The sequence below is a fragment of the Billgrantia sp. NRB1 genome, from assembly GCF_056921725.1.
Genome location: NZ_CM167783.1, coordinates 668,235 through 681,385 on the forward strand (window position 1 = coordinate 668,235; position 13,151 = coordinate 681,385).

13 protein-coding genes and 1 pseudogene are annotated in these 13,151 nt (G+C 53.6%); 12 read left to right on the forward strand and 2 right to left on the reverse strand.

Annotated elements, in window-relative coordinates; genetic code table 11:
- The first annotated feature begins 42 nt into the window (after positions 1-42).
- From guaB to ACZIYR_RS02990, 4 genes are all read left to right on the forward strand, one after another.
- Positions 43-1,512: an IMP dehydrogenase gene (gene guaB / locus ACZIYR_RS02975; protein WP_483528152.1), complete on the forward strand. Its 1,470-nt coding sequence runs from the start codon at positions 43-45 to the stop codon at positions 1,510-1,512.
- A gap of 180 nt (positions 1,513-1,692) precedes the next feature.
- Positions 1,693-3,270, forward strand: coding sequence for a glutamine-hydrolyzing GMP synthase (gene guaA / locus ACZIYR_RS02980; RefSeq protein WP_483528153.1), 1,578 nt, complete (start codon positions 1,693-1,695; stop codon positions 3,268-3,270).
- 162 nt (positions 3,271-3,432) lie between these two features.
- Positions 3,433-4,671 carry a tyrosine-type recombinase/integrase gene (locus ACZIYR_RS02985; protein WP_483528154.1) on the forward strand — a complete coding sequence of 413 codons (1,239 nt, stop codon included), beginning with the start codon at positions 3,433-3,435 and terminating at the stop codon, positions 4,669-4,671.
- A 26-nt stretch (positions 4,672-4,697) separates the two neighbouring features.
- Positions 4,698-4,949: a hypothetical protein gene (locus ACZIYR_RS02990; protein ID WP_483528155.1), complete on the forward strand. Its 252-nt coding sequence runs from the start codon at positions 4,698-4,700 to the stop codon at positions 4,947-4,949.
- 37 nt (positions 4,950-4,986) lie between these two features.
- On the opposite strand, the gene ACZIYR_RS02995 is transcribed toward ACZIYR_RS02990, so the two are convergent.
- A complete protein-coding gene (locus ACZIYR_RS02995) occupies positions 4,987-5,556 on the reverse strand; it encodes a tyrosine-type recombinase/integrase (RefSeq protein WP_483528156.1) in 570 nt (189 codons plus the stop codon).
- Positions 5,557-6,222: 666 nt separating this feature from the next.
- Here ACZIYR_RS02995 and ACZIYR_RS03000 point away from each other — a divergent pair.
- Together ACZIYR_RS03000 and ACZIYR_RS03005 are read left to right on the forward strand one after the other, a co-directional pair.
- Positions 6,223-6,546, forward strand: coding sequence for a DUF6626 family protein (locus ACZIYR_RS03000; protein ID WP_483528157.1), 324 nt, complete (start codon positions 6,223-6,225; stop codon positions 6,544-6,546).
- Positions 6,547-6,635: 89 nt separating this feature from the next.
- Complete coding sequence (locus ACZIYR_RS03005) at positions 6,636-6,947, forward strand: hypothetical protein (RefSeq protein WP_483528158.1); 312 nt, start codon at positions 6,636-6,638, stop codon at positions 6,945-6,947.
- A 139-nt stretch (positions 6,948-7,086) separates the two neighbouring features.
- Here ACZIYR_RS03005 and ACZIYR_RS03010 read toward each other — a convergent pair whose 3' ends face one another.
- Complete coding sequence (locus ACZIYR_RS03010) at positions 7,087-7,923, reverse strand: hypothetical protein (protein ID WP_483528159.1); 837 nt, start codon at positions 7,921-7,923, stop codon at positions 7,087-7,089.
- 117 nt (positions 7,924-8,040) lie between these two features.
- On the opposite strand from ACZIYR_RS03010, the gene ACZIYR_RS03015 reads away from it, so the two are divergent.
- From ACZIYR_RS03015 to ACZIYR_RS03040, 6 genes and pseudogenes are all read left to right on the forward strand, one after another.
- Positions 8,041-8,832, forward strand: coding sequence for a hypothetical protein (locus tag ACZIYR_RS03015; RefSeq protein ID WP_483528160.1), 792 nt, complete (start codon positions 8,041-8,043; stop codon positions 8,830-8,832).
- Between the two features lie 161 nt (positions 8,833-8,993).
- The gene (locus ACZIYR_RS03020) at positions 8,994-9,503 is read left to right on the forward strand and encodes a hypothetical protein (protein WP_483528161.1); all 510 of its coding nucleotides are present in this window, start codon (positions 8,994-8,996) and stop codon (positions 9,501-9,503) included.
- A gap of 319 nt (positions 9,504-9,822) precedes the next feature.
- Positions 9,823-10,254 (forward strand): DUF6641 family protein, encoded by a 432-nt coding sequence (locus tag ACZIYR_RS03025; protein ID WP_483528162.1) that lies wholly within the window; start codon positions 9,823-9,825, stop codon positions 10,252-10,254.
- 481 nt (positions 10,255-10,735) lie between these two features.
- Positions 10,736-11,524 carry a potassium channel family protein gene (locus ACZIYR_RS03030; RefSeq protein WP_483528163.1) on the forward strand — a complete coding sequence of 263 codons (789 nt, stop codon included), beginning with the start codon at positions 10,736-10,738 and terminating at the stop codon, positions 11,522-11,524.
- Positions 11,503-12,879, forward strand: coding sequence for a hypothetical protein (locus ACZIYR_RS03035; RefSeq protein ID WP_483528164.1), 1,377 nt, complete (start codon positions 11,503-11,505; stop codon positions 12,877-12,879). Before ACZIYR_RS03030 ends, ACZIYR_RS03035 begins: the two co-directional genes overlap by 22 nt.
- Positions 12,876-13,061: pseudogene (locus ACZIYR_RS03040) on the forward strand (GMP synthase (glutamine-hydrolyzing)); the annotation flags it as partial. The gene ACZIYR_RS03035 and the pseudogene ACZIYR_RS03040, both read left to right, overlap by 4 nt.
- Between the last annotated feature and the right edge of the window lie 90 nt (positions 13,062-13,151).

Consider the following 13,151-nt stretch of genomic DNA (forward strand, 5'->3'; position numbering starts at 1 on the left):
TCGCTCCCCTCCCTCTCACCAGTCCACTGGGTGTTGCCGACTATGCTACGTATGGCCCAAGAAGCTCTTACGTTCGACGACGTATTACTCGTGCCCGGCTACTCCGAGGTCCTGCCCAAGGACGTCAGCCTCAGAACCCGCCTGACCCGCAATCTCTTTCTCAATATCCCGCTCGTCTCCGCCGCCATGGATACCGTGACCGAGGCCCGCCTGGCCATCGCCATGGCCCAGGAGGGCGGCATCGGGATCATCCACAAGAACATGACCATCGCCCAGCAGGCGGCGCAGGTGCGCAAGGTCAAGAAGCACGAGAGCGTGATCGTCAAGGACCCCGTCACCGTGGGCCCCAAGGCCAAGCTGGAGGACCTGCTGGCCATGGCCCAGGAGCACGGCTTCTCCGGCTTCCCGGTGGTGGAGGGCGAGGCCCTGGTGGGCATCGTCACCGAGCGCGACATGCGCTTCCAGCCCAACCACGGCGACAGCGTGGCCGATATCATGACCCCCCGTGAGCGCCTGGTCACCGTGACCGAGGGCACCGGTCTCGACGTCATCAAGAGCAAGATGCAGGAGCACCGGGTCGAAAAGATGCTGGTGGTCAACGAGGCGTTCCACCTGCGCGGCCTGGTCACCTTCCAGGACATCGAGAAGGCGCGCACCTTCCCTTACGCCGCCAAGGACGGCGACGGCCGCCTGCTGGTCGGCGCCGCCGTGGGCACCGGCCCCGAGACGCCCGACCGTATCGCCGCCCTGGCCGAGGCCGGGGTCGATGCGATCATCGTCGATACCGCCCATGGCCACTCCAAGGGCGTGATCGACCGGGTCGCCTGGGCTAAGGAGCACTTCCCCCAGGTGCAGGTGATCGGCGGCAACATTGCCACCGCCGAGGCGGCCAGGGCGCTGGCCGAGGCCGGCGCCGACGGCGTCAAGGTGGGCATCGGCCCGGGTTCCATCTGTACCACTCGCGTGGTGGCCGGCGTCGGCGTGCCGCAGATCACCGCGGTCTCCAACGTCGCCGAGGCGCTCAGGGAGTACGACATCCCGCTGATCGCCGACGGCGGCGTGCGCTTCTCCGGCGACCTGGCCAAGGCCGTGGCCGCCGGCGCCAGCACGGTGATGGTGGGCGGCCTGCTGGCCGGCACCGAGGAGGCGCCGGGCGAGATCGAGCTCTACCAAGGCCGCACCTACAAGGCCTACCGCGGCATGGGCTCCATGGGCGCCATGGCCCAGAGCCAGGGCTCCTCCGACCGCTACTTCCAGGACAAGGACGCCGGCGCCGACAAGCTGGTGCCGGAAGGCATCGAAGGCCGCGTGCCCTACAAGGGCGTGATGAGCGCCATCGTCCACCAGCTGATGGGCGGGCTGCGCGCCTCCATGGGCTACACCGGCTGCACCGACATCCAGGAGATGCGCACCAAGCCGCAGTTCGTGCAGATCACCGGGGCCGGTTTCGCCGAGTCCCACGTGCATGACGTGCAAATCACCAAGGAAGCCCCCAACTACCGAGCCGGCTAGCAACGCCGCTGGACTGGCGCCATGCGTTGTTGAAAACGGCCTTAGCATGCTCATTGACAAACACGTCAACTCCGCTGCTTCGGCCGTTTTCGCCTAGCCTGACGCTCAGCCAGCGACGCTGCTTATTCTTTCATGCGCCGTGAGCATGGCCCGTCGCCATACGAGTAGAGACGCCCCCAGATGACTGACATTCACGCCCACAAGATCCTGATCCTCGACTTCGGCTCCCAGTACACCCAGCTGATCGCCCGCCGGGTGCGCGAGATCGGCGTCTACTCCGAGATCCGCGCCTTCGATATCACCGAGGCCGAGATCCGCGAGTACAACCCCAACGGCATCATCCTCGCCGGCGGTCCGGAGTCGGTCACCGAGCTCGGCTCGCCCCGCGCGCCTGAGTGCGTGTTCGAGATGGGTCTGCCGGTGCTGGGCATCTGCTACGGCATGCAGACCATGGCCGAGCAGCTCGGCGGCGCCGTGGAGGGCTCGAACAAGCGCGAGTTCGGCTACGCCCAGGTGCGCGTCGACGAGGAGACCGCGCTGTTCAAGGACATCAAGGACCACGTCGACCACGACACCGGCCGCGGCCTGCTGGACGTCTGGATGAGCCACGGCGACAAGGTGGCCCGGGTGCCCGGCGAGTTCACCGTCACCGCCTCCACCCCCAGCTGCCCCATCGCCGCCATGGCCTGGGAGGAGAAGCGCTTCTACGGGGTGCAGTTCCACCCCGAGGTGACCCACACCCTGCAGGGCCAGCGCATCCTCGAGCACTTCGTGCTGGACATCTGCGGCGCCGAGCGCCTCTGGACCCCGGCCCAGATCATCGAAGACCAGATCGCCCGAGTGCGCGACCAGGTGGGCGACCGCCACGTGCTGCTGGGCCTCTCCGGCGGCGTCGACTCCTCGGTGGTGGCGGCCCTGCTGCACAAGGCGATCGGCGACCAGCTCACCTGCGTGTTCGTCGACAACGGCCTGCTGCGCAAGGCCGAGGGCGACCAGGTGATGGAGACCTTCGCCAAGCACATGGGCGTCAAGGTGATCCGCGTGGACGCCGAAGACCTGTTCCTCGACAAGCTCGAGGGCGAGGCCGACCCCGAGGCCAAGCGCAAGATCATCGGCAACACCTTTATCGACGTCTTCGACGAGGAAGCCAGCAAGATCGAGGGCGTCGACTTCCTGGCCCAGGGCACCATCTACCCCGACGTCATCGAGTCCGCCGCCGCCAAGACCGGCAAGGCCCATGTGATCAAGTCCCACCACAACGTCGGCGGCCTGCCCGAGACCATGAAGCTCAAGCTGGTGGAGCCGCTGCGCGAGCTGTTCAAGGACGAGGTGCGCAGGCTCGGCGTCGAACTCGGCCTGCCCTACGACATGGTCTACCGCCACCCCTTCCCGGGGCCGGGCCTGGGCGTGCGCATTCTCGGCGAGGTGAAGAAGGAGTACGCCGACATCCTGCGCGAGGCCGATGCCATCTTCATCGAGGAGCTGCACAACGCCGACTGGTACCACAAGACCAGCCAGGCTTTCGCGGTCTTTCTGCCGGTGAAATCGGTCGGCGTGGTCGGCGACGGCCGCCGCTACGAGTGGGTCATCGCCCTGCGCGCCGTGGAGACCATCGACTTCATGACCGCCCGCTGGGCCCACCTGCCCTACGAGCTGCTGGAGAAGGTCTCCAACCGCATCATCAACGAGCTGCCCGGCGTCTCCCGGGTGACCTACGACGTCAGCAGCAAGCCGCCCGCGACGATCGAGTGGGAGTAGTGCTTATATTGTAAGTTATTGATTTAACAGGATTAAAAAGTTACACAAAAGTGACGCGCAAGGATTTCACTCGTTGATTTCCTTGCGTTTTTTTTATAGCGTTGCACAAAATGTCGCACAGAACTGTGACTACTGCGGACAGTAGTACTTCGAGACTTGGCAATGACTATAAAGAAGAAGAGTTTTTCAGAAGACGAAATAAAGATTTTTGACGAAGCCATAATATATAAGCGTGGTGAATACTGGCATTTTCGCATGTGGCTGGAGAATGAGAAAAAGTATGCCAGGAAAAGCTTGCGTACCCGCAGTCAATCGACTGCTATGGAGAAGGGGAAAGAGCTCTATTTAGAGCTATATGCTAATCAGAAGATGGGGAAAGCTTACTTCTCGCTCACCACAAAGGGAGGAGTTGACAAGTACCTTGCCCATCGCCAAAGAGACGTGGAAAGCAAGCTGATAGTAAGTGGTAGGCTGGTGACTATCAAAACACACCTCCAGCACTGGCTCGATTACATTGGGAGAGAGGCGAAGCTTAAAGAATTGTCACGGACAGACTGCGAGGGTTACTTTCACCACAGAATGAAAGTGTCCAAAGGGAACGTAAAACAAGTTACGCTTAAAAACGAGCAAAGTACTATCAATGGCTGCATGCGGTATCTGTTCAAGCAGCATGATACTCACATTGATTCGTTTGATTTCCCTAAGCTCCCCAAAGTAGATAGGAATAATGAAGCCATAAGGCGAGCGACATTTACAAGTGAGGAGTACGACAAGCTTGTAAAGACGATGAGAGCATATTGTGCAAAGTCAAATAAGAAAGTCGATACTGATGAGCTAGTAATGCGCCAGCTTGTAAGGCACTACATACTGATTGCAGCAAACAGTGGCTTGAGAGTTGGTGAGCAGCGTCAACTGAGGTGGAGTGATGTCGAAGTTGACGTCGTAAAGAGCCAGGGTGTAGAGAAGAAGCTTGCTAAGATTCGAGTGCGTGCAGAGACAAGTAAAGTCAGAACCAGTCGAATCGTTTACTGTCGTGGCGGACAGTACTTTGAAAGATTAAAGAGGATTTTGTCGCCTTCAACAAGTGATGCCTTGGTGTTTAGTGTCGACGGCGAAACCGAGATAAGTAAGCGAGCACTGCTATACCACTTCCATAAAATTGTAGAGTTGGCAAACATTGAAGGCAGGGAGAATAGAAACTTGGTGCCATACAGTCTCAGGCACTTTATGATAACTCAGCGCATCATGAGCGGGCTCAGCTTTAGGCAAGTTGCCGACATGTGCGGTACAAGTGTTGCCCAGATTGAAAGAACATACTACCATCTGAATGATGAAATCAGGCGCACTAATGCTCTGGCAGACTATAAGAGAAGCGACGATGGGACTATTGTTCCCATATGAATACAGTGAGCAGAGGATGTAGGAAAATGAAGAAAGTCGCTGTTAAAATTGATTCTAACATGCCTTCTTGGGCTAAAAACTATCTGGAAGACAACGATGTGCTGGGTATGTTGAAATGGGTAAAGCCAACAGCAAGAAAAGAAGCCATTGAAGAGCTTTTGGAAGCGTTCGGAAAGAAAGAGCTTATTTCGCAGTTCGAGTGTAATTCTAAGGGGCATGTTGTTTTTAAGTTCAAGTCAGAGCGCGATAAGACGTTTTTTATTCTGAAATGGGCATGACTTAAGTGATGTTTGCTAGTCTATAGCGACTATTGCTTCAAATAGACTCTATAGCTTTACGAAGCATGTCATCGTTAACGTCAATGTAGCGTTGCGTAGTTTGTATGCTCTGGTGCCCTGCCAGCTCGGCAAGCACCCTCACGCTCACTCCCTTGCCTGCAAGCTCTGTGATGAACGTACGGCGTCCGCTGTGACTTGTAGCCCCGGCAATGCCCGCACGTGCGTACAAGCGCTGTAGGAGCTGCGTAGCAGTGTTTGCCGTGAACCGCTGGCTCTTTTGCGTGTTGAACAGGTAAACGCTGCGAGCGGGCGTCGTTGAGCGCTGTACGTAGCGCTGTAGCTCCTTCCGCATGCGAGACGGCACGTACACGACGCGAGCGCGCTTGCCCTTCGTCTGTGATGCTGTCAAACGTATCTCTGAGCGAATGCTGCCGTCCTCGCTTACGACGTCGCTCACGCGCAAGCTGGCAACCTCCCCGACGCGCATCCCACACCAGTGCGTGAGCAGCAGCATTGCCCTGTTCCGCTCGCTGTAGCGTTCGCAAGCGTCAATGTACTGGAGCACGCGCTTTAGCTCCGCTTTGCTGAGCGTCTTTGCCTGCGCCATAGCTTCCTCCACAAAATGTACGTTTATCGTTCAAGTAGTATATTTTCTGATATTTTAATTGAGCAAGCCATATGGCTGTACTTGTCTCTTTATTGATTTCAATGGTTTATGTGGGAATGTAATATTTTATGTATTTCCTTACATTTTAAATTTGGCTGTTGCGTCACTGCTACGCAGTTCCCCAAGCGCTTGCTGCATTTGCTTCGAAACAGCTTCGCTGTCTCTCACAAATGAATCAGCGCTCTTTTTGTCTTATTCAACTCGGGGGCTTTCTGTAGATTCTGAAGTCATAGTGAGGCTTTACGCCTCACTTGTGACAATGGACTTTCTGTGAGTTCCTCTGCCAGTGTTTGCACACAACCAGCTAAGCTGGTGTTGGTGGGGTTACGCTGTTACCTTTACGTGTGGTGAGTTATTCGCAACGCAATGCTGAAGCAGACAAACACTTTCCACTTCAACACATACAAGGTACTGACTAAGTCAGCCTCCTATCTTGTTCCTCTTCTACTTGAATTGCCTCTGATAAAGCAAAGTGGGCGGCAAGCTCTGTCGGCAACAGCATAGCTGGCAGACTCAATGCCTTTGAATGGAGCCCTTGTTCAGATAAATACTTGCAATGGGTGGTTGCATAGTAGCTTTAGTTATTTATCAACGAGAGGGATTGTAGTGTCAAAAAAGATTCTAAGTGATGTATTTTTACTCCTGCGCGAAATGGAGGTGGTTTCGAGTGAAAGTGAGTTTTGTAAAGACTGGCTAGGACGTAGTGAGTGCTATCTCAGGACGTTAAGATTCAAAGGGAGTGAGCCTAGTATTGCCACACTGGCAATATGCGCTAGCAAGCTTCAGCATTATGCAGGCGTGATGGAGGGAATAGAAGAGTACAAATCTGAGTCAGAACGGTTCTATGAGTTGAGTGAGCAGTGCCACAAAGAAATTAACTTGAAGAGCAAATCTTTATGGGGCTCTGCTGAAATTGGTTCTACAGCCTAATGAATTTCCATTTTACAAAAAATTGTGGTGGAGTACTTACAGAATCTGCCTGGTGATTATAGCTCACCCCAAATTTCAAAGGAGTCATAATGAGTAACGAGACGCTAACTTCTATACAAAAGTCACTTATGATTATACGGAGTCAGCTTGAAAAAGAGGACGCAGAGACAAAGCTGGCAGCGTTACAGCTTTTGATGGGAACAAGCCAAAGCGTGGTAGCAATGGCAAAGAAGATAACAAAGCCGAAAGTGGTTACCAAAAAACGTACCGTCTCTATTCCCCAGCGGCAAATTGTTAAGCAGCCTTCTCCACAGCCAAGAGAGAAGAGAAGTATAAGTAAGCCTCAAGCATCGAATGCGCCGATTAAGCCAGTTCCACCGTTACCTAATCAACGAGCGTAGTGAGCAGCTGCTAAGCTTTGGGTGGTTTATGAGCGGTGTATAGGCGTAATTGGTTTCTGTTAACAGAATGATGAACAGACTATGTTGTGTGCTATAAAATAAAAAATGCCCCAGCTAGGGGGCATTGAGCAGTTGTTGATTAAGCAGCAGTGTTTATATTTTTAGATATTTGTTGTAGTTTCTTCGCTACGTTGTCTACCCTTTCTTTCTCTAGCTGGGCTAACTTAGCTTTTACATCTTTGTACTCTTGGAAGTATTTAGATTTTAACTCTTCATCAGCTCCGTAGTGTTTGTAAAGTAAATCTAGCATTTTAGAAACTACTTCCCCATCAAGGACTAGGTTATGTACTTTTACGTCATCTCCGCTTCTGTCAACAAACGCATAAATGAAGCAGTCAATTCTTTGAGCACTATCGACTGATTTGCATATCCCCTTGCTCTTCATGATAAACTCTTTTCTTTTAGGGTCTGCTAGCTCTTGATAGTTTATTTTTTTCAAAGCAATATACATGCCGAAGTCTTTAGTTGTCTCAGCATCAATGCCATCAGTTTGTTTTCTGATAACACCATTGACGCCACCGTTGTTGCTCAACCACTCTGGCATTGATATTGCGCCTGTAGTGCCTACGCCTTGCTGAATAGCTTTTGCAAGTGCCTTCGCATATGCATAATGCTGTTTGTTCTCAGCACCAAATACTGCTTTAGCAATAATGGTTTCGAGCTTTGTTTTTCGCCCCCACTTGAAAGTGCACAGCTTCTTGAAAGCTTCTTCGTTAGCTGCATCCTCTTTCAAGAAGTAGTAAAACTCTAGGCACCCATCCATGAGCGCATACAGTGTAGATTCAGCAATTCTCTTCTGTGATTGCCACTTATGGTGTTGCGCTTGAAGTCCTTTGAGCACATCTTCAATATTTAATTCAGGAGTCGTGGGAGAAGAGTTGATTACAGTGGTTTTATCATTGATAGTGAGCATCATGTTAGTCGCCTCGTGTGTGGTTGGTTGAATCGCTCGTTGCCAAGCGATATGTACAGTCTACGGTAGGTGCGCTAATCTGGATTCCAACCAGGATCACTTTCTTTGATGGTTGTTAACATGTACCGATACTTCATCTCCCAGTACCCTACGTTCGGCTCCTACAAGAAGCCCAAGCCCTACCTCGTTGAAGCGTCGCCGTACTTCTGGTGGTGGTACGCGCTCACGCTAAATGAGACGTATGCGCATTTGTGTGAGCTGCGAGAGTTTGGGACTCTGTTAACAGAGTCTGAAACTGACTTCCCAGAAGCCATGCATCAGGTGTATGAGGACTTTGGAGACGTTCGTTATGAAGGCTGTCGCTATCGAGCTTTCGCTAAGTGGTGGCGTGAGCGGGTTGGCAGCGAAGAGACGAGGGGGGAGTACTTGTTTGCTGAGCCTCTTGTGGAAGGGCGGATTGAGCTAGTTACTGATGCCGAAAAAGCAGTTAGGATAGCTTCTGATGAAGGTGTGTTATTAATCGCCATTCCCGTCAATCGTCAGCGGCAACATATAGATAAGGCTATTGATAGGCTGCTTAAAAAGAACTTGGCAGTAAAAAAAGGGAGGGATGTACGCGATGTTTCAAAAAGCCAAGCACGGTATTCTGTCAATAAGCATGTTCTTTTGCCACCTATAAAAAGAGCTTTTGAATATTATATTAAGAAAGTCGATGCGCAAAAAATGGGAAAAAAATTATCGAATTTGGAGTTGGTTGATGCTAAAGTTTTTGAACAGGTTGGTGGTTTGTCTAGCGTGAAAGAAGTGTCAAACATGGCAAGCACTAAAAGGGTGGTTTCAACGCAGGTTTCACGAGACATCGGAAAGGCTAAGGCGCTTATTAGAAATGTCGGCTTAGGGAGCTTTCTTTAATTGATAACACTTGAGCAGGGATAGTGCGAAAAACTGGCAATGAAAGGCAGATGAATGAGGTGTATTTTTGGTTGAACTTGAGTATGTGAATTATAATATGCGTAAAGAAATTGGGCGGAAGCCAAGCTCTAAACCGCCGAAGTTGACATGGGGATTTTTTTATGAAACGTCGTTCTTTTTTAATTTTTCTCGGTGGGGCTATAGCTTTGTGCCTGAGCACAACCGGCTATGCTCGTAGGGGTGGGCTGAGAGGGCTTGGCAGTGGAATTCGTTCTGGAAGGCATTCGGGTGATGAAGCTGATGTGCTTAGCCGGGAAGAACTCAGGGAGTGTTTTGAAAAAGAGGCTAGGCTTCAGGAGTATGAAAATTTGCTGGAGGAGGAGGAGAATAAAATTGATGCTGAACTGCGAGAAATCATAAGAGAGGCAGAAGAGGTGGAGCGAGCTAGAGAAGATGTGGATGTATATAGTCAAAGTTCAGTGGATAGGTTTAATCGTCGCATTGAGCAGCATTCCGAGAGGGTTGAATATTATAATGAGGTTTTGCTTAAAGAGTATAACCAAATCGCTATAAGAGCAAAGTCGATTCAAAACGAATTTAATTATTACTGTGGTGGTAAGCAGTACTATATTGAAGATTATGAGGCGGTTACGCGCGGGGCTGTAAACTAGGTGACTTTCACAGTATGGAGGGGATATGGGATTTTTAAGAGGCGTTGTTAACTTTTTTGTGTTTGGGCTCTTTTATGGAGGCACGCTTCTGCTTGGAATAGGAGCGATATACTGGCTGTGGTTAGCCATCCAACTTGGTAGCTTTGTTATGTTCATAGTAGGGTTGTTCCCTCTTTTTTACATCGTGACAGCTCCGGTTGGAGCTTGGGCATTACTGTTTGGTGTGCCGAGTTGGATATTTGATTTTTTTGGCTAAATTGGATGACAGCCTCCTGAGTCTGAAACTATAGTGTAGTTATACAGAAAAGGAGGCTGCTTTATGTCAATTCTCAATTCGCTCAAGCTCGTTCAGCACAACCCTCAGTCAGCTAATGATCCCGTAGTGAACCGGCGGAACAAGCTGGTTACCAAAATTGATGAGCAAATTGCGCTTGCTACAGATTCAGAATTTTCTCCTACTAAGACTAAGTGGGTGACAGACGAAGATGGCGCTCAGAAGAAAGTTGAGTATGCCAAGCGAGTGAAGCGCTGGTGGAATAATGCTGCTGATGGTAGTGTACTGTTAACAGTGCGATATGGCAGCAAGCCACTTGAGCTTGCTAAAGGAAAACAAGCTATCGTGCTGTCAAGCATTGAAGAAGTGGAACCAACGTTGCAGAAGATTAAAGAGGCTGTGCTTGCTGGCGAGCTAGATGGCATTGTTGAACAGCAAGCCACATACGCGAGAGGCGTGCGCAAAGCGAAGCGCTAGCTGTTCGTGTTAACACGACTTGATGCTGTCCAGCTATCGTCCATAATGCCAAGGCTATTTTGGGCGGTAGCGCAGTGTGCAACGTTTATAGCTAACCTCTTGAAATCGTTACCTTGCTTGAGACGTGGAAAATTTCTTTGAATTGCACAAAAGTTACACATGCTTGTTGTCCTATTGTTAAGATGTTGAAAATATTGAGTTTTTACAATGGGTTGCTATGGAGTGGGAGTGAGGCGCACCTAGGCAGAACGCCTGACGCGGCTGAGCTAACTAAGATCAAGGGTCTACCAAAGGGTAGGCCCTTTTTCTTTGCAATCCATTACAGGGTCCGGTGTACTGGGGCTAAGGTCACTTGAGTTGATCGTTACTAACGAGTGGCAAGGAACCAGGGGATTGTCGAAGGGAGGTGGCATGCGGGGCCATCACACTATGCCAGGTAGGGCAGAAACCTGCGTGAGGGAGCATAGGATGGGGCGGGGGCATGGATAGGGCTGTCCTCCATCGGCAGCTGGCGCCGGAGGCCTGGCAGCAGCCCGGCCTGTCACCGCTCAACAAGCTTATCTGTGCGCTGATCCTGCTGGCCTCTCTGGCCGCCATCCTCGAGACCGAGCCGACTCTGCGTCGCCTGGCGCCAGGACTCTTCACCACGCTTGAGGTGGTCTTCGTCTCCCTCTTCGTCCTCGAATACCTGCTGCGTCTCTATGCGGTGGGGGAGGACCCGCGCTACCGGGGCATCGGCGGCCGCATCCGCTACGTCTTCTCTGTCTGGGCGCTGATCGACCTGATCGCCATCCTGCCGTTTTTTCTGGGCTTCCTCTCCCACAGCAACGCCTTTCTGCTGCGGCTGCTGCGCATTCTTCGCATCCTTCGGCTCTCGCGCCTGGGGCGATTCAGTCGCGCCTGGTCGGCGCTGGCCGAGGCGCTGAAGACACGCAGTCATGAGCTGCTGCTCAGCGTGGGTGTGGCGGGCCTGCTGCTGCTGTTCTCCTCCGCCTGCCTCTATGTGGTGGAAGCCGCCGCCCAGCCGGAGGCCTTCGGTAGCGTGCCCCGGGCGCTCTGGTGGAGCATCGCCACCCTGACCACGGTGGGTTATGGCGACGTGACCCCGATCACCGCCCTGGGCAAGTTCTTCGCCGGACTCACCGCCGTTGCTGGCATCGGCATCATCGCCATGCACACCGGCATCCTGGCCGCTGCCTTCAGCGACGCCTTCCAGAACAACAAGCACAAGACATCAGGAGAGCGAGAATGGAACGACCCGACTTCGTAAAACGTGCCGAAGTGGCACGGCTGATTCCGGTGGTGGCGGATACCAGTCGTGAGCAACGTGCGGCATCGGTATTGCTTGCCGCCCTGCGAGGCGTGCACGAGTATCGGCAATTGATGCTGGGCTCCCTGGGGCTGCGTATCGGCAGTCGTGCGACCCTGGAAGCCTGGACCGAGGTGGTGCTGGAAGACGACTCCGGTGCCGCAAAGAGCGATCGGCCCGATGGGCTGATCGTGCTGGAAACGGGACGCAAGCGCTGGTTGGCGCTCGTCGAAGCCAAGATCGGCAATGCCGAGATTGGCGAAGAGCAGCTCAAGCACTACCTCCAGCAAGCCAAGAGGCACAAGGTGGATGCGGTGTTGACCATCACCAACCAGTTCGTGGCCATGCCCTCTCACCACCCGGTGAAGGTGCCGAAGACGTTGATCAAGGGCGTCGAACTCTTCCACTGGTCTTGGATGTATGCGGTGACACAAGCGACACTGCTGCTGGAATCCGGCGAGATCACCTCACCCGATCAGCGATTTCTGCTGGAAGAAGTGCTTCGCTACCTCGGCCATGATTCCAGTGGCATTTCCCGCTTCGACAGCATGAATCGCGAGTGGAAGGAGGTGGTAGGCAAGGTGAAGAGTGGTGCCGTGATAGGCAAGAGTACCGAAGAGGTAGAGAACACCGTCTCCAGCTGGCACCAGGAGCAGCGTGACCTCTGCCTGGTGATGAGCCGAAAGCTGGGGCGGCCCGTCAAGCTCAAGTTGGCCCGCGCTCATCGCACCGATCCCGTGAAGCGCCTCAAGGATGACTGCGAATTCCTGTCGAAGGAGAAGGTGCTCAAATGCTGCCTGGAAGTGCCGGATGCTGCAGCGGATCTCGACGTAACGGCCGACCTGACCAAGCGGACGATCGTCTGCTCGATGCGTCTCATGGCTCCGCAGGACAAGAAGCGCAGCACGGCGCGGGTCAACTGGTTGGCGCGGCAGCTCACCAAGGCGGAGCCGGAAAGCATGTTCGTCAAGGCCGTCCGCCCGGGCCGTGCCGAGGAGACCCAGGCGCCCCTTGCCCAGGTCCTCGAAGATGCCGCGGCGCTGGACTCGCCGGCCACCGCCGTGGTCCCCAGCGCCTTTGAGGTCTTCTATATGGCCGATCTGGCCCACCGCTTCGCCGGTAGCAAGGTCTTTATCGAAGAACTGGAGAAGGCGGTCCCCCACTTCTACGAGCAGGTGGGCCAGCGCCTGCGTGCTTGGGTGGCGCCACCTCCCAAGCTGCATCGGAGAGACCCTGTTGAGGAAAAGAGCGTCGACGAACTGGATGATACGGAAAGGGGACAAGATGATAGGGCAGGGTGGGATGCGGCTGAGTAGTGGTCATCGGCGACGGCTGCCGCTACGAGTGGATTATCACCTTGCTCGCCGTGAAAACCATCGACTTCATGACCGCCCGCTGGGCGTACCTGCCATATGAGCTGCTGGAGACCGTCTCCAACCACATCATCAACGAGATTTTCGGGGGAAGTCCAGTGCTTATCCAGCAGGGTGCGATGTAGCAGCTTGTCGATGTGGGATCACCACCCCGCACCGGCGCATCCGCAATAACCGGCGGATGACGCTGTTGCTTTTCCATGCGACGGCAGTGA

Excerpts from the sequence above, each read along its gene's own strand:
- guaB (WP_483528152.1), top strand. The coding sequence starts at position 43 with ATGCTACGTATGGCCCAAGAAGCTCTTACGTTCGACGACGTATTACTC.
- guaA (WP_483528153.1), top strand. The coding sequence starts at position 1,693 with ATGACTGACATTCACGCCCACAAGATCCTGATCCTCGACTTCGGCTCC.
- ACZIYR_RS02985 (WP_483528154.1), top strand. The coding sequence starts at position 3,433 with ATGACTATAAAGAAGAAGAGTTTTTCAGAAGACGAAATAAAGATTTTT.
- ACZIYR_RS02990 (WP_483528155.1), top strand. The coding sequence starts at position 4,698 with ATGAAGAAAGTCGCTGTTAAAATTGATTCTAACATGCCTTCTTGGGCT.
- ACZIYR_RS02995 (WP_483528156.1), bottom strand. The coding sequence starts at position 5,556 with ATGGCGCAGGCAAAGACGCTCAGCAAAGCGGAGCTAAAGCGCGTGCTC.
- ACZIYR_RS03005 (WP_483528158.1), top strand. The coding sequence starts at position 6,636 with ATGAGTAACGAGACGCTAACTTCTATACAAAAGTCACTTATGATTATA.
- ACZIYR_RS03010 (WP_483528159.1), bottom strand. The coding sequence starts at position 7,923 with ATGATGCTCACTATCAATGATAAAACCACTGTAATCAACTCTTCTCCC.
- ACZIYR_RS03015 (WP_483528160.1), top strand. The coding sequence starts at position 8,041 with ATGTACCGATACTTCATCTCCCAGTACCCTACGTTCGGCTCCTACAAG.
- ACZIYR_RS03020 (WP_483528161.1), top strand. The coding sequence starts at position 8,994 with ATGAAACGTCGTTCTTTTTTAATTTTTCTCGGTGGGGCTATAGCTTTG.
- ACZIYR_RS03025 (WP_483528162.1), top strand. The coding sequence starts at position 9,823 with ATGTCAATTCTCAATTCGCTCAAGCTCGTTCAGCACAACCCTCAGTCA.
- ACZIYR_RS03030 (WP_483528163.1), top strand. The coding sequence starts at position 10,736 with ATGGATAGGGCTGTCCTCCATCGGCAGCTGGCGCCGGAGGCCTGGCAG.
- ACZIYR_RS03035 (WP_483528164.1), top strand. The coding sequence starts at position 11,503 with ATGGAACGACCCGACTTCGTAAAACGTGCCGAAGTGGCACGGCTGATT.